The 15,084-nt window shown below is 72.7% G+C and carries 13 protein-coding genes; 7 read left to right on the top strand and 6 right to left on the bottom strand.

All coding sequences use genetic code 11. From position 1 onward, the window contains the following. Positions 1 to 100: 100 nt before the first annotated feature. Positions 101 to 1,066 (bottom strand): C40 family peptidase, encoded by a 966-nt coding sequence (locus ABD333_RS34530; RefSeq protein ID WP_344546749.1) that lies wholly within the window; start codon positions 1,064 to 1,066, stop codon positions 101 to 103. Between the two features lie 211 nt (positions 1,067 to 1,277). On the opposite strand from ABD333_RS34530, the gene ABD333_RS34525 reads away from it, so the two are divergent. Then, entirely contained in the window at positions 1,278 to 2,336 is a 1,059-nt protein-coding gene (locus tag ABD333_RS34525; protein ID WP_344546748.1) for a substrate-binding domain-containing protein, read from the top strand. A 6-nt stretch (positions 2,337 to 2,342) separates the two neighbouring features. Here the strand turns inward: ABD333_RS34525 and ABD333_RS34520 are convergent, their stop codons facing one another. Together ABD333_RS34520 and cofD are read right to left on the bottom strand one after the other, a co-directional pair. Then, positions 2,343 to 3,629, bottom strand: coding sequence for a coenzyme F420-0:L-glutamate ligase (locus ABD333_RS34520; RefSeq protein WP_344546747.1), 1,287 nt, complete (start codon positions 3,627 to 3,629; stop codon positions 2,343 to 2,345). After that, positions 3,626 to 4,573 carry a 2-phospho-L-lactate transferase gene (gene cofD / locus ABD333_RS34515; RefSeq protein ID WP_344546746.1) on the bottom strand — a complete coding sequence of 316 codons (948 nt, stop codon included), beginning with the start codon at positions 4,571 to 4,573 and terminating at the stop codon, positions 3,626 to 3,628. Before cofD ends, ABD333_RS34520 begins: the two co-directional genes overlap by 4 nt. A gap of 232 nt (positions 4,574 to 4,805) precedes the next feature. Between cofD and ABD333_RS34510 the strand changes: the two genes are divergently transcribed. The 6 genes from ABD333_RS34510 (at position 4,806) to ABD333_RS34485 (ending at position 12,714) form a co-directional block, all read left to right on the top strand. Next, positions 4,806 to 5,792 carry a hypothetical protein gene (locus ABD333_RS34510; protein ID WP_344546745.1) on the top strand — a complete coding sequence of 329 codons (987 nt, stop codon included), beginning with the start codon at positions 4,806 to 4,808 and terminating at the stop codon, positions 5,790 to 5,792. Positions 5,793 to 5,997: 205 nt separating this feature from the next. Then, entirely contained in the window at positions 5,998 to 6,261 is a 264-nt protein-coding gene (locus tag ABD333_RS34505; RefSeq protein ID WP_067487041.1) for a WhiB family transcriptional regulator, read from the top strand. A 236-nt stretch (positions 6,262 to 6,497) separates the two neighbouring features. Further along, positions 6,498 to 9,908 (top strand): glycosyltransferase, encoded by a 3,411-nt coding sequence (locus tag ABD333_RS34500; protein ID WP_344546744.1) that lies wholly within the window; start codon positions 6,498 to 6,500, stop codon positions 9,906 to 9,908. After that, on the top strand, positions 9,909 to 11,372 hold the full coding sequence (locus ABD333_RS34495; protein ID WP_344546743.1) for a DUF5719 family protein: 1,464 nt from the start codon (positions 9,909 to 9,911) through the stop codon (positions 11,370 to 11,372). A gap of 178 nt (positions 11,373 to 11,550) precedes the next feature. Further along, positions 11,551 to 12,063 carry a hypothetical protein gene (locus ABD333_RS34490; RefSeq protein WP_344546742.1) on the top strand — a complete coding sequence of 171 codons (513 nt, stop codon included), beginning with the start codon at positions 11,551 to 11,553 and terminating at the stop codon, positions 12,061 to 12,063. Between the two features lie 114 nt (positions 12,064 to 12,177). Beyond that, positions 12,178 to 12,714, top strand: coding sequence for a hypothetical protein (locus tag ABD333_RS34485; RefSeq protein ID WP_344546741.1), 537 nt, complete (start codon positions 12,178 to 12,180; stop codon positions 12,712 to 12,714). 10 nt (positions 12,715 to 12,724) lie between these two features. Here the strand turns inward: ABD333_RS34485 and ABD333_RS34480 are convergent, their stop codons facing one another. The 3 genes from ABD333_RS34480 to ABD333_RS34470 all read right to left on the bottom strand — a co-directional run bounded on the left by ABD333_RS34480 (position 12,725) and on the right by ABD333_RS34470 (position 14,934). After that, a complete protein-coding gene (locus ABD333_RS34480; protein ID WP_344546740.1) occupies positions 12,725 to 13,216 on the bottom strand; it encodes a winged helix-turn-helix domain-containing protein in 492 nt (163 codons plus the stop codon). 131 nt (positions 13,217 to 13,347) lie between these two features. Continuing rightward, a complete protein-coding gene (locus ABD333_RS34475; protein WP_344546739.1) occupies positions 13,348 to 14,244 on the bottom strand; it encodes an esterase/lipase family protein in 897 nt (298 codons plus the stop codon). Positions 14,245 to 14,505: 261 nt separating this feature from the next. Then, positions 14,506 to 14,934 carry a metallopeptidase family protein gene (locus ABD333_RS34470; RefSeq protein ID WP_344546738.1) on the bottom strand — a complete coding sequence of 143 codons (429 nt, stop codon included), beginning with the start codon at positions 14,932 to 14,934 and terminating at the stop codon, positions 14,506 to 14,508. Positions 14,935 to 15,084 lie beyond the last annotated feature (150 nt).

The raw sequence follows: 15,084 nt of genomic DNA, 5'->3' as shown, positions 1-15,084 counted from the left end.
GAAACGGCGGAGCCGCCTCGCCGCCGGGGATCGCCCGGCCGCGAGGCGGCTCCTCAGCCCCTGCCCGGCCGTTCTCTGGGGCCTCGCGCTTTCTTCGGGGTCAGGCGAAGACGCGGATGGCGTACGCGGCGAGGTCCTTCTCCGCGGACTTGGTGAACTTGCGGACGTGCACACTGGTCGTGGTGCGCGGCCACTTGGCTTCGACGATCTTGCCCTTGCCGAGGTAGAGCGCGACGTGGGTGGTCTTCCAGCCGTTCGTGCCGCCGCCCCAGAAGATCAGGTCGCCGCGGCGCAGGTTCTTGTAGGAGACCTTCTTGCCCTTCGTGAACTGGAATCCGGTCGCCGGGCCGATGTCCTTGCCGGCGCCCTTCCAGAACGCGTAGGCCGTGAAGCCCGAGCAGTCGTATCCGTAGCGGAGGTAGTCGTCCGCGCTCTCGCGGTAGTGGCCCTTGGGGTTGCCGCAGCTCGGGCCGCCCAAGCCGCCGCCGCCCCAGGCGTACGGGATCTTCTTGCCGGTCTGGGAGAGGGCCGCCCTGACGACACGTTCGACCTTCTGCTTGGAGGTGCCCTTGGTGGAGCCCTTCACCTTGCGCGCCGCGGCCTGGCTCTGACGGCCGTGGACCGCACCCGGCTTGGTGCACCGCGGGTCTTCGAAGACGGGCTTGCCGTAGCCGGGACCGGCCGTCGGCTTGTCGTTGTCACACTTCGGGATGCCGGGCACGAACTTGCTGTAGCCGGTCTTGACGTAGTGGTCCGGGATCCACAGGCCGTCCGTGGTCTTGTCCCAGATGTACGACTCGTAGGCCAGCGTGCCCCAGGCCTGGCACTTGATCTGGACCTTGGTGCCCTTGGGGTACTGCTTGTACTGCACGGCCTTGAGGTTCTTGACCTTGCGTCCACCGAGGCCGGCGGTGGTCGGGAACTCGCGCGGGCCGTCGGCGGCGGCGCTGACGTTGCCGGCCGTCGCCGAGCCCCCTCCGGTGCCGAGGGCGACGGCGAGGAGCGCCGCCGCGCCGCAGGCTATGGCTATCGCCGAGGCGATGATGAGTCGTGCTCGCTGCTTCATGGGGGAGCGAACTCCTTTCGGGCGCGCCGGCATGGCCGCCGCGCCCAGCGGGGCGAACGGCGGTGGATCACTCCATCGCCGCTCTCTATGACAAGCCGGTCGGTCGTTGCCGCCGGCATTACTCGTAATCTTTGGGTGGATCTCTTCGGGTGACCCCCGGACGAGGGTCATAACGATCTTGACATGGCTTCTGCGACGGATGAGTGCTTCTGTGGAAAGAACGGCGAATGACTGGTCTGCCGGATGGCTACCGGCGCGCCGTCGCCGGCTGCCCGTCTTCCTCGCGGTCGGCGCCCTGCTCGCCGTGGGCGTGGGCGGTGGCGGAGCCTGGGCGCTCGGCGCGTTCTCGCAGCCGTGCAGCGGCGCTCCGCTGGAGGTGACGATCGCCGCGCAGCCCGAGATCGCTCCGGCGCTGCGGACCGTGGCCGAGCGCTTCAACGTGGAGTCCCGCCGGGTCGGCGGCCGTTGCGTCCGGGCACAGATCACGGCGGTCGCCCCGGCCGACTACGTCCGTACGAACGCGACCAAGAACACGGACGCCCGGCGCGGCGACGCCTGGATCCCCGAGTCGTCGCTGTGGCTCGGCGTCGCGCGCCGTGCCGGGCACCAGGAGGTCCCCGTGGGCGGGCCCTCCTTCGCCACCTCGGCCGTGGTGCTGGCCACCACCCGCCCGGTGGACGCCGAGTTCCGCGACGCCGGCGTGGTGCCCAGCTGGCGGCTCCTCCTCGGCCGGAAGGCGTCGGGGATCTCGCTGGCGCGCCGCACGGCCGATCCCGCGAAGGACATGACCGGCACCGTGGCCATGATCGCTCTCGCGCAGGTCCAGAAGAAGCCGGTGAACGCGCGGGTCGTCGGCGACCTGCGCCGCGGCACGGACGTCACCCCGCTGAACGACCTGGCCGGAATGGAACGGTTCGTCCGCCCGCTGGCGGTGACCTCCGAACAGGCCGTGGTCGCCTACAACGACGCGCACCGGCCCAATCCGGTGGTGGCGCTGCCTCCCCGCGAGGGGACGCTGATGCTCGACCATCCGTTCGCGATCACCACCAGGGACACGCTCCGGCACGACGGCGCGGCGGCCTTCCTGTCGGCGCTCGGCTCCCGGTCGGCCCGCGAGACGCTGCAGCGCTTCGGCTTCCGTACGCCCGAGGGGGCGATGGGAGCGGCGTACGCGCGCGAGCACGGCCTCAGCGAGACCGCGCCGCGCGTCCTGCGCCTGCCCACCCAGAAGGAGATCGACCAGGCGCTCCGCTCCTGGTCCAGCCGCTGACCCGCTCTAACGCACCTCGATGAACGCCTCGGGGCCGCGCGGCGGGCGGTCGCGCGGCGGAGCGGCGGCGTGCCCGACGCCCACCGCGCCCATGGGATCCCACTCGTCCGGCAGGTCCAGTGCCTCCCGTACGACGTCGCGGCAGAACATCGTGCTCGACACCCAGCACGAACCGAGCCCCTCGACGGCCAGGCCGACCAGCAGGTTCTGCACGCCCGCACCGGTCGCGACGACGAACATCTCACGTTCGGCGCCCGCCCGCCGCGCGTCCGGGTAGTCGTGCGAGCCGTCCATCACCAGGCACGGCACGATCAGGTACGGGGCGCGGCGCAGCACGTCGCCGCGCCGCAGCCGTCTGGTGATCGACTCCTCGGAGAAGCCGTCGCGGCGCAGGTCGGCCTCCCACGCGTCGCGCATCGCGTCCAGTAGCTCGATCCGGGCGCCGGCGGACTCCAGCAGGACGAAGCGCCAGGGCGTCGTGTGGTGCGGCGCGGGCGCGGTGATCGCGGCGGCGACCGCGCGGCGGACCGCAGCCGGGTCCACCGGCTCGTCGGTGAACTCCCGGATCGTGCGCCGCGCGTGCAGCACGTCGGACGACCCGTAGCGGAACATGTCCTCCGACGACGGCCGTACCAGCGCGCGCGCACCCGGGCCGTCCTCCTCGGTCACCAGGCCGCCCATGCCGCGGACCACGGCGATCGGCACGCCGTCGAGCTTGCCCTTGACCAGGTCGGCGGCGGCGGCGAGCTCGTCGGCGACCGCCGTGACGGTCGCCTCCAGGCGGTTGCCGTACGCGTCGTCCCGGCCGCGCAGGTCGTCCAGCGGCGCCAGCCCCGCGACCCCGATCGCGGCGTCGGTCAAGCCGATCCGCCACGGGCGGCCGAGCGTGTCGGACACGATGACGGCGACGTTGACGCCGGTGCGTTCGCGCAGCGCGGCGCGGACGCGGCGGGCCGACTCGTCCGGGTCGGCGGGCAGGAGCAGCACGGTGCCGGGCGCGGTGTTGGAGGCGTCCACACCGGCGGCGGCCAGCACGAGTCCCTGCCGGGTCTCGACGATCCGCGTCTCGCCGTGGGCGTGCGTGCGGCGGGCCACCACCCGCACGGTCTCGGCGTCGATCGCCTTCTCCCGGTCGGCGGCGACCAGCACCCGGCCCTCGGCCTTGCTCACGATCTTGGACGTGATGACGAGGATGTCGCCGTCCTCGATCGCCTCGTCCGGGACGAGGGCGGCGATGTCGTCGCCCTCCCGCACTTCCGGAAGCCCCGGGAGCCCGAAGACGCGCACGTTCACGCCAGCTCCCCGGCGAGGTCGAGCGCGGCGCGGGCGAGCGCGGCGGTGGCCTCCGGGTCGCTCATCAGCAGCGGACGGGACCGCACCCGCATGCCCTCGACCCGGACGCCGGAGTCGGCCTCGGCCACCAGCCAGCCGTTCACCAGCTCAGGCCCGTACAGCTCGGCGACGGCCTGGGCGGAGGTCTCCACGCCGATCGCGGTGAGGCACGCGTCGGCCATACCGCGTACCGGCGCGCCACCGATGATCGGCGAGACCCCGACCACGGTCTTGGCCGTGACGGCGGCCCGGACGCCCGGCACGGACAGGATCGTGCCGATGCTCACGACCGGGTTGGACGGCGGGAACAGCACGACGTCGGCGGCCTCGACCGCCTCCAGCACGCCCGGCGCGGGCTTGGCGTCCTCGGCGCCGACGAGCGCGATCGACTCGGCCGGGACCGAGGCGCGCAGCCGCACCCACCACTCCTGGAAGTGGATCGCGCGGCGGCCCTGGCCGCCCTGCTCCGAGTCGTCGATCACGACGTGCGTCTCGACCTGGTCGTCGGTCATCGGGATCAGGCGTACGCCTGGCTGCCAGCGGTCGCACAGCGCCTCGGTGACGGCCGACAGCGGGTAGCCGGCCGCGAGCATCTGGGTGCGCACGATGTGGGTCGCGAAGTCGCGGTCGCCGAGCCCGAACCAGCTCGGCCCGACCCCGTACGCCAGCAGCTCCTCCTTGACGGTGAAGCTCTCGCCGGTCCGGCCCCAGCCCTGCTCCTCGTTGATGCCGCCGCCGAGCGTGTACATCACGGTGTCCAGATCGGGACAGACCCGCAGCCCGAACAGCGTGATGTCGTCTCCGGTGTTCCCGATCACTGTGATCTCGGCCTCGGGGGCGGCCGCCCGCAGTCCGCGCAGGAAGCGGGCCCCGCCGATGCCGCCCGCCAGCGCCACGATCCTCATGCGGGCCAGCCTAGGGCGCGCGGGCCCCCGGCTCCGACGCCGGTCGGCGTTCTTGTGCCGCTCCTAGGCACCCGCGCGCTCTCCTTGGCCGTTTCGTGGGCCGGGCGAGACGCGGACGAGACGCGCCATGGGTAAACAGACGTAGGGACGATCATTGCCCGGCGGACGCCGGGCGGCCCGATGTGCAAAGCTTTGGGTCGGAAACCGATTTCCTCTGTCTGGAGAGATGGTCGTGAACAAGGAAGCCGTCCAGCGTCTGCGTGAACCGGCCGCCTGGGTATTGGTCGCCTCTGCCGGGCTGCAACTGCTCGCCGGCATCATCGACCTGCTGTCCGGCGACGGCTTCAAGTACAGCGCGCTGTCCGAGATCTCCAACGGGACCTTCACCCACGTCGCCGTCGTCGGCCTCCTGGTGCTCGCCGTGTTCCTGGTCACCTGGCAGGACCCGCCGACCCCGCAGGCGCGCATGATCGTGCTGGGCGCCCTCGGCGTGCTCGGCGGCATCGCGCTCTTCACCGTGATCTCCTGGCTGGCGGGCATGCTCGCCGGCGGTGACAGCGAGCTCGGGTTCAAGGTCAGCGCTTCGACCAAGCTCGCCGCGTTCCTCGTCGGCGTGGCCAAGCTGGCGGTGATCGGCATCGGCGGCTGGTTCGTCTTCACGGTCTTCCAGAGCCTGCAGCCCGCGCGTCCCAAGGCGGCGGCTCCCGGGCAGGTGCCCGGCGCCTACCCCGACTACGGCTACCAGCAGGGCCAGCAGCAGTACGGCCAGCAGCAGGGCTACGAGCAGCAGCAGTACGGCCAGCAGGCCGCCTACGACCCGCAGGCGCAGCAGGGCTATGGCCAGCAGCAGTACGGCCAGCAGGGGTACGGCCAGCCTCAGCCGGGTTACGGCGAGCAGCAGCAGGGCTACGGCGACCAGCAGCAGTACGGGCAGCAGCAGTACGGGCAGCAGCAGGCGGGCTACGACCCGCAGGCGCAGCAGCAGGGCGGTTACGACCAAGGCCAGCAGCAGTACGGCCAGCCCGGTTACCAGCAGCAGCCCCCGGCCGAAGAAGAGGGCGCCGGGGAGTGGACCCGGGCCTACGGTGGCTCCTCCGAGGGCGAGGGCGGCCAGTCCGGCGGATACGGTCAGCCCGGATACGGGCAACAGCCGCAGCAGGGCGAGCAACGGCCCGAAGAGGGCGGCGACTGGTACCGCGACAACCGTCCGCCGCAGTGAATTTCTGACGGCCGTAACTGATCACTGGTCAATCTCGATCGCGTCGATACCCAAATAGCCGCCTATGTCCCCCCGGAAACTTGTTCCGCTTGACGGAGCGGCCATCACACGCGTGTAATTTCGTGCGTGTAGTTCTATGCCTTCTCGGGGGATGGAGCTGAGGGAAGGCATTGACCAGGGGGCTCCACGGGCTAGGAGGTGCGCTGTGAGCGAGGTAGTGATCCCGCTGGCGCACGGCACAGACGGTGAAGAGTTGGGCTGGCAGGAGCGCGCGCTGTGCGCGCAGACGGACCCGGAGGCATTTTTTCCGGAGAAGGGCGGCTCCACTCGCGAGGCCAAGAAGGTGTGCCGGGCATGCGAGGTGCGGGCAGAGTGCTTGGAGTACGCGCTTCAGCACGATGAACGTTTCGGTATTTGGGGAGGACTGTCCGAGCGCGAACGCCGTAAGTTGAAGCGCCAGGCCGTCTGAGATGGCAGGCACTGGCCCCCGCGACGGGGAGCCAGGGCCTGTCCGGAAGCCCCTTCGGCCAAGGGACCGGGGTGAGCCCCCGCCCCTCGGCCGAAGGGACCTCCCCGATCTGTTCTAGGGGGCCCTCCCCGATCTAGGGGGATAACCGGGCGGGTCTCCCGGGGCACGCGTACAGTGGTCAGCCGTGCCGGCCCATGGCCGGCACGGCTGCTGCCCGTCGACCCCGCGAGCGCCCCTTGTCGACCCCACCCCCTCGTCCAGCCGACCGCCACGTCGTCACGGCCGTCCTCGTTGCGCACGAGGGTGCCCGCTGGCTGCCGGAGACCCTCAAGGCGCTGCTGACCCAGACACGACCGGTGCAGCGCCTCGTCGCGGTGGACACCGGCAGCCGTGACCGCGGCCCCGCCGTGCTGGCGGAGGTCGTCGGCGCCGGCAACGTGCTCACGCTGCCCGCGGCGACCGGATACGGCTCGGCGGTGGCCGCCGCGCTGCGCCACCCCGCGGCCTCGATCCCGGTCCCCGACGACTCGCCGGGAGAGCCCCGCACCGAGTGGATCTGGCTGCTCCACGACGACTCGGCGCCCGCGCACGACGCGCTCGCGCTGCTGCTGCGGGTGGCCGACACCGATCCCAACGCGACCGTCCTCGGCGCCAAGCTCCGTGACTGGACCGATCGCCGCGTGCTGCTCGAACTGGGCGTCACCATCGACGGCGCAGGACGCCGCGAGACCGGCCTCGACCGCAGCGAGTTCGACCAGGGGCAGCACGACGGCATCAAGGACGTCCTGTCGGTCGGCAGCGCCGGGATGCTGGTGCGCCGCGACGTGTGGGAACGGCTGGGCGGCTTCGACACCGAGTACGGGCTGTTCCGCGACGACCTCGACTTCTGCTGGCGGGCCCACGCCGCCGGGCATCGCGTGGTCGCGGTCAGCGACGCCGTGGTCTTCCACGCCGAGGCGTCCCGGCGGGGCCTGCGCGAGATCGGCCTGTCGGTCGAGTCGCCGCGGCGACTCGACCGGCGCAACGCTCTCTACACGCTGCTGGCCAACCTGCCCGCGTTCCCGATGGCGAGGGCACTGGCGCGCAACCTGTGGTCGACGTTCGCCCGGGTGCTGTTCCTGCTCCTGGTCAAGCAGCAGCAGGCGGCCAAGGACGAGCTGGCCGCGCTCGGCGACGTGCTGCGCGGCCCGCGCCGGTTGATGCGCGCACGCGCGGCGCGGTCCGACGGCCGCCGGCACGTCTACCACTCCATCAAGCGCTACCAGGCCCGCTGGGTGGCGCTGCGCCGCACCATCGAGGCGGTGGCCGACCACCTCGCCGCCAAGAACGCCGCAGGCCGCCGCCACGACGACGAGGACGCCTTCGTCCCCGACAGGCCGGGCGTGGTCCGGCGGCTGCTCGCGCATCCGGGCCTCGTGCTCGTCCTCGGCCTCACCGCCGTCTCGGTCGCCGCCGAGCGGTCGCTTCTCACCGCCGCCGGACGGCTGGGCGGCGGCGCGCTGGTGCCCGCCTGGGGAGGCGCGGACGAGCTGTGGGGCCAGTACGTCTCGGGATGGCATCCGGTGGGCCTCGGCTCGGACGAGGGCAGCCCGCCGTACGTGGGCGTGCTCGCGCTGCTCTCCACGTTCACGTTCGGCAAGCCCTGGATCGTCGTGTCGGTGCTGCTGCTCGGCAGCGTTCCGATGGCCGGGCTCGCGGCCTACTTCGCCGCCCGGCTGGTCATCTCCGACGACCGGGTGTCCGGCCGCCGCGTCCACCACCCCCGCCGGCGCATCCCCGCGCCCTACGTCCGGGCCTGGTTCGCGGCCGTCTACGCGCTGCTGCCCGCCGCCACCGGTGCCATCGCTGGCGGCCGGCTCGGTACCGCCGTGGTGATCGTGCTGCTCCCGCTGATCGCCGTCCAGGTGGCGCGGATGTACGGCCTGCCGCGCAAGACGGCGCCCGCCGACCCGGTGGCGCGCCACAAGCGGGCCAGGCGCGCGGCCTGGGGCGTCGCGCTGCTGCTCACGGTGGCGATGGCGTTCGTGCCGCTGACCTGGCTGCTCGCGCTCATCGCGGGCGCTCTGACCTGGATGCTCTTCGCCGGGCGCACGCGTGGCCGTGGCCGGGTCCGTAGCCGCCGCAACCTGGTCATCGCGCTGGCGACGCCGCCGTTGCTGCTCCTGCCGTGGACGGTGGGGCTGCTGCTGCATCCGTCCCGGTTCCTGCTCGAAGCGGGACTGCACACGGCGGCCACGCCCGCCGCCACCGCCCGCGACCTGCTCGCGCTCAACCCCGGCGGCCCGGGCACCCCGGCGCGCTGGACGATGTACGGGCTGCTCCTCATCGCGGTCTGCGCCCTTCCGCTGCGCAGCCGCCGGACCGCCGTACTGGCGGGCTGGCTGCTGGCCATCTTCGGCGGCCTCACCGCGATCCTGGTCAGCATGGCGACGGTGCCCAAGGGCGCCGACGAGGCACCCGCCTGGCCGGGCGTGGCGCTCGTCTTCGCCGCCGCGGGCGTGCTGCTGGCCGCGACCGCCGCGGTGCAGCGCGGCGTGGAGGTCCTCGCCGGCCGGCACCTCACCTACCAGGCGGGCGGGGCGCTGGTCGTGCTCGCCGCCCTCAGCGTGCCCGCGCTCGCGGCCGGGGTCTGGATCGTCCAGGGTGCGGGCGGCCCGATCGGCAAGGTCGACCCCGACGTCATCCCCGCGTTCGTGAACGCGCCGACCGCGCCGCGCACGCTGGTCATGCACCGCGAAGGCTCCGGCCGGGTCGTCTACACCGTGGTGCGCGGACGCGAGCCGATGCTCGGCGAGGCCGAGACGCCGGTGAACGAGACGGCCCGGCGCAGGATGGACGGCCTCGTCGCCGGGATCGCGGGCGGCCGCACCGACGACGCCCGGGCGCTGACCAGGATGGGCGTCCAGTACGTTCTCGTGCCCCGGCCCGAACGCGACGCACTCACCGCGGTCCTCGACGCCAACCCCGAGCTCAGCCGGCTCAGCCGCACGCGCGACTTCGGTGCCTGGCGGCTTCCCTCGGCGGCGGGCCGGCTGATGGTGCTGGACGACGACACCGTGACGCCGCTGGCCGTCGGGCAGGTCCCGGCGGCCTCCGCGACCGTGACCGTTCCGGCCGGGACCGGGCCGCGGACGTTGCTGCTCGCCGAGCCCGCCGACGGCGGCTGGCGCGCCGAGTTCAACGGCGCCGAGGTCAAGTCCACGACCGTGGACGGCTGGGCCCAGGGGTACGAGCTGCCCGCGGGCGGCGGCGAGTTCGAGCTGTCGCGCGGCATGCTGCTGCGGCACCTGTGGGTCGCGGTCCAGGGCATCGCCGTCCTCGTGGTCGCCGTGCTGGCGCTGCCGGGCGTTCAGCTCGAAGGCCAGCTCGCGCCCGGCGGCCACGGGCGGCACGGCCGGGCGCGGGGCCGCCGTGCACGGGCCGCCGCGGGGTCGCTGGCCCGCCGGTCGGAGGGCCTTCGCCGTCGTGTCCGGCCCCAGCCCGAGCCCGAAGCCGAGGCCGAGCCCGAAAACGAGCCCGCGGCCGGGTTCGAGCCGGCCGAGGGCGTGACGGTCCCGGCGCCGGCCGTTCCCCCGCCGCCGGAAGGCGCGGGTCCGATCGAGGCCGTGGACGTTCCGGAGACCGGGCCGTCCGAGGAGCGATCGTAGATGGACAAGATCCTGCGCTTGCTGGGCTTCCGCTACGCCACCGCGGCACTCGTTCTGGTGGCCGTGCTCGCGCTGTACGGTGCCGCGACGCTGTCCCGGCCCGCCGAACGCACGCGTGCCGCGGCCAAGAGCGCCGAGGCGCCGGTGACGTGGGCGTCGCTCGTCTGCCCCTGGGGCGGCGAGGACGGGCGGATGAGCGTGCTCACGCCGCCCAAGGGCTCGCCGGGAGCCGGGTCCGGCGGCGGCCGGGTGGACGTCGTCCAGACGACGGACGGCAAGCCCGTCGCCTCGGTGCCCAACGCCGGAACGTCCTGGGCCAAGGACGTACGCCGCGCCGAAAACGACTCCTACACCGTCCGGGGCGGCGGCGCGCTCGCCGCCGGGCTGGAGGCCGAACGGACCGTTCACTGGGGCGGCGGTCCCGATCGCGGGCTGGCCGGCACCAGGTGCGCCCGCCCGGGTACCGACGCGTGGTTCCTCGGCCCCGGTCCGGTCGCCGCCGAGCGCATCGAGCTCTACCTCACCAACGTGGACGCCCAGCCCGCCTCGGTCGACGTCACCGCGCTGTCGGGCGAGGGCCCGCTCGACACCGTGGACGGCCACGGCACCCCGGTCGAGCCGTACCGCACCAAGATCGTCCGTATCGGCGGATCGGCCGAGGGGCTCGGGGACATCGTGACCACGGCGCGCGACCTGGCGTTGCGCGTGCGCGCCACGACCGGCAGGGTCGCCGCCTCCGTCCGGGTGCGGATCGGCGAGAAGAAGGGCATCGAGTGGATGCCGCAGGCGCCGGCGCCCGCCACGTCGCTCGTGGTCCCCGGGGTGCCGGGCGGCGGCGGGCGGCGGCAGTTGCTGGTCGGCGTGCCCGGCGAGCAGGACGCCAGGATCCGGATCCAGGTGATCACGACCAGCGGCGCGTTCGCGCCCCAGGGGCAGGACGTGCTGGACGCCCCCGCCGAGACGGTGACCCCGCTCGATCTCGACCGTGCCCTGTCGGGCAAGCCCGCCGCGGTCCGGCTCGTGTCCGACCGGCCGATCGTGGCGGGCCTGTCCGCGCAGCGCGGCGCCGACGTCGCGTTCGGCACCGCCACGCTCCCGCTCGGCCCGCACGGCGGGCTGGTCACCGACAACCGTTTCGCGGCGTACCTGCAGCTCACCGCGCCCGCCGGTGCGGCCACCGTCCGGGTCACCGCCGTGGACGCGCAGGGCCAGGGCACGCCACAGGACGTGCGGATCGGGGCGGGCAGGACGGTCGAGATCAAGCTCGCCGGGCCGCGCCCGGGCGGCGCCGGTTACGGGGCGCTGATCGTTCCGCGACCCGGCTCCGGCCCGGTGCACGCCGCGCGGACCCTCTCCACGGGCAAGGGCGACACCGGGCTCCTCACGATCCTGCCCATCGGCCCGGCCGCCACCACCGTCACCCTGCCGCCGGTCGGCGACTCCCAGACCGCGCTCATTCCCTGAACGGCCGGTAAAGATGCTCCGGGGCCATTTATTTTGATGCCTGGGCACTATTTTCCGGATGACGTCGAGCCGACGACGAACCGCCATTGAAACGCCATTATCAGGATTGTCATTCTGTTCCCGGCTCCCGTTGACGTGATGTCGGCGGGTCCTGTCGCACAGAAAGGCGAAAGACCTGATGAAGACGAAGCGTCTCCTCGCACTGTCCGTCGTCGGCGTCGCGGCCAGTGCCGGGCTCGCGGTGACCGGCCCCGTCGCCGCGGCGGCCGACACCGGTTCCAAGGACACCGCCTCGGCGGCGGGCTGGTCCGGCAAGAAGAAGTTCGACACCGGCTACCACCCGCAGTGCCGCGGCTGGTACAAGGCCCTCAAGCCCTACAAGACCGGCAAGTACATCAAGACCGGCCGGCAGATCCACTGCAACAAGGGCGGCTGGGGCCGCAAGATCGAGTTCAAGGTCGAGCTGCAGCAGTACCGCGGCCTCGGCGTCTGGCGGAGCAAGGCCAAGAAGAACCACAAGGACGGCAACGCCTCGCACGCGCTGACCAAGAAGCTGGTCGCGTCGTGGAAGTGCTCCGGCGGCAGCCAGCTGTACCGCACCAAGGCGCAGGTGCACGCCTGGTCCGTCCTGCGCGGCAGCCAGACCCGCTCCCTATACGGCAAGTCCGACCAGAAGCGCATCCGCTGCTGACGCCGTCCTGGCCCTCGGACAGAAGACCTGCTCCGCGCCGGCCTCCGTCCGGGCGTTCGCGTTCGCCGCGAACGCCCGGCGGAGGTCTCCGGCGCCGCGCGAACGGAGGAGACCGTGACCATTCGCCGTCGTGCCCGCGTCACCGCGCTGACCGCGTTCGTCCTGCTGGGAACGGCGGGCGCCGGGGTATGGGCGCACGCCGCGGGCGGTGACCCGGCCGACAAGGACGCCGCCGCCGCCAAGGCCAGGTACATCGCCACGGTGGACGCGCTCTGCGTCGCCGCCGAGACCGCGTTGGAAGGGCAGCGGGTGGACACCTTCGCCGACGAGGTCGCCGAGCTCGCGGCGGCCGCGCGTTCCATGTCGGGCACCGCCGCGCGCATCGAGGCCGTCCCGCCACCGCCCGCGGACGCCGCGCGGCTGCGGCGGGAGTTCGTCGAGCCCGCCAAGCGGATGGCCGCGCGCCTCACCGAGGACGCGGGCCGGGCCGATCGGGCCTTCCGCGCGGGCGACCGCACCACGGCACGGAAGATCATCGACGGCTCGCTGACCGCGAACCCGCTGGAGGAGAACATGCGTGCGTTCGCCGAACGGTACGGGTTCAGGGCCTGCGCGGGTCAGGGCGCGGAGGACGGCGACCCGGAGATGTGACGAGCCGCGCTCACTCCGGGACGAGCCGGAGGCCGAAACCGCGCACGGACTCGACCCGTACGGTCGCCTGCGCCTCTTCGAGCTTGCGGCGCAGCCGCCGCACGGCGCAGTGCACGACGGTCGGCTCGACGCCGGTCCGGGTGCCCCACACCCGCTCGGTGATCTCCGCGAACGAGCTGGCCCGGCCCGGCGGCCGGGCCAGATGGCTCATGATCTCGACCTCCCGCCGGCTGAGTCCCAGCTGCCGGCCCCGCCAGCGGACCCGCCGCTCGCCGAGATGGATCTCCAGATCGCCCACCTGGACGAGGCCGGGATCCTCCGGCGGTGCCTCTGCGAGCCACTGCGCAGCGGCGCCGAGCTCGCGCACGACCACGACCGTCGCGCCATGGCTCAGCAACCGGTTGATCGATGCGCGGTGCTCGTCATCGAGGTTCTCCGCGACCACGATCACATAGTCGGCCTTCGGAAATGCTTTGGTCCTGTCGGGCGAACGGAAAGGCACGGCGGTCCTCCTGGTCCGGGGCACGGATCAGATTCTGGTCGGCGTCACGGGGCCGCCGGAAGGCGCCGGCGGCCCCATTTCGCTAGTGCCGTGGCACTATCAATGCGCCCTCGAATCAACTGGCCCTCAAATCAATGGGCACTGGACAAAAGCGCGTCGTACATCAGCCGGAGGGGTCCGGGGCCGGTGCGATTGCGCCACGTCGTCCCGTAGTCGTCGGTGTAACGGGACTTCCAGCCGTTGCCGGTGCCCTTGTTCTTCACGGTGCCGTGCTCCAGGCCCTGGCCGGAGGCGTAGATCGACTTGTGCCTCGCGCGCATCCCGGTCGCCGAGCCGCTGGTGACCAGGTCGTCGTCGCTCGCGCCGATGAGGGTCCAGTCGGTGCCCCCGTTCGCCTGCGGGTTCTGCCCGGCCCACTTGATGAAGCCGCTGCCGGGACGCAGGTCGCCGCATTGCTTCCAGCGGCGGAGCACCGCGCACGTGGTGGCCCAGTTGGTGCCGGTGTGCGGGGTGCTGAACGTGACGACGTCCTTGATCTGGAGCCGGTCGGGCCAGTCGGCGTTCCGGCCGTACCGCCGTACGCCCTCGATGGCGGCGCGGACGACCATGCCGCCCATCGAATGGGCGACCACGTCGACGGGCTCGCCCCGCTTGGTGTAGTGGTCGTGGATGTCCCAGGCGAGCCTGCGGCCGAGTTCCTGGACGCGGGTGTTGAGGTTCCCGTTGAACTTGCGGGTGCACCGGGCGTCCTTGGCGTAGAAGCCCCAGGTGACCAGGCCGCCGGTCCAGCCGCGCTGCTTGAGGGCGGCCTTCGCCGCCTTCCAGGCGCTCTCGCAGTCGACCCGCGCGTCTCCCGCACGCGAGTGGTTCCAGTCGATTCCGTGGACGAAGTAGACGGCTCCGGACGGCGCGGCGTGGGCGGCGTGGGCGGCGTGGGCGGCGTGGGCGGCGTCGACCGGGATGCTCAGGGTGCCGGCGGCGGCCAGCACGGCGATCGCCGACGCGGCCTTGCGCGGTGAGGGGGGCATGCGCGGGCCCTTCATGACACGACATGGCCATGACCCGGATGATCATGACGATGCCGTGATCATGACGGCTCGCCGTCGCGCCACGCCAGGGCCCTGGGCACCATCCCGAAGGCCCCGCAGGTCACCACGGAATTCGCGCACCTTGTGAGCATGCGCAGGGCGCCGCGACCCTGCCGCAGGGCGCACAAACGCCCGCAGCGCGTCACGAGGGTTCGCGGGCGCTACGGGCGCTACGGGCGCTACGGGCGGTCGGGTTCGGGGTCAGTCGTCGGGGGTGTCGTAGCTCGGGTCCACGGACTCGGGGGAGAGGCCGAGCAGGTCGGCGACCTCCTCGACGAGGAGGTCGCGGATGAGCCTGCCGAGCTCGCGGTCGCCGTTGGCGCGGGCCTCGATCGGCCGCCGGAAGACCGCGATCCGGACGGGACGGCCGTTGTCGCCGGGCACGGTCTGCCCGAGCGGGACGGGGCCGTCGAACCAGGGTTCGAGGTCGGGGACGTCGTCGACGGCGAACTCGACCTGGGCGAGCTCGCGCCCCCAGCGCTGCTCCAGCCGGCGCACCTCGTCGCGGACGAGGTCGTCGAAGCGCTCCGCGCGGGTGCGGGAGACCGGCGCCTGCGGGGGTGTCAGAGGGCCACGGAGGCCGCGGCCGTACCGGTCGCGGCGACGCACGCCTGCCACACGGGATCGCACGTGGACCAGACTACCCGCCCGGCTCCCTGGTTCCTCCTTCCCTGGCCATTGACAACGGGTCAGCGCCCACGCCCTCTGACTGGTGATCTAGGGGGAGTTGGGCGCTTTCGTCAGAAATTGAGCGCATTCGTCTGATCTTGTTCGGGAAGC

This window comes from Actinomadura fulvescens (genome assembly GCF_039533225.1).
In the GTDB taxonomy this organism is placed as follows: Bacteria; Actinomycetota; Actinomycetes; order Streptosporangiales; family Streptosporangiaceae; genus Spirillospora; species Spirillospora fulvescens.
Note: the sequence above shows the minus strand (reverse complement) of the source record. Positions and strands in the feature narration are given on the sequence as shown.

Coding starts and splice junctions, on each gene's coding strand:
- ABD333_RS34530 (WP_344546749.1), bottom strand. CDS start 1,066: ATGAAGCAGCGAGCACGACTCATCATCGCCTCGGCGATAGCCATAGCC.
- cofD (WP_344546746.1), bottom strand. CDS start 4,573: ATGAGGATCGTGGCGCTGGCGGGCGGCATCGGCGGGGCCCGCTTCCTG.
- ABD333_RS34495 (WP_344546743.1), top strand. CDS start 9,909: ATGGACAAGATCCTGCGCTTGCTGGGCTTCCGCTACGCCACCGCGGCA.
- ABD333_RS34490 (WP_344546742.1), top strand. CDS start 11,551: ATGAAGACGAAGCGTCTCCTCGCACTGTCCGTCGTCGGCGTCGCGGCC.
- ABD333_RS34475 (WP_344546739.1), bottom strand. CDS start 14,244: ATGCCCCCCTCACCGCGCAAGGCCGCGTCGGCGATCGCCGTGCTGGCC.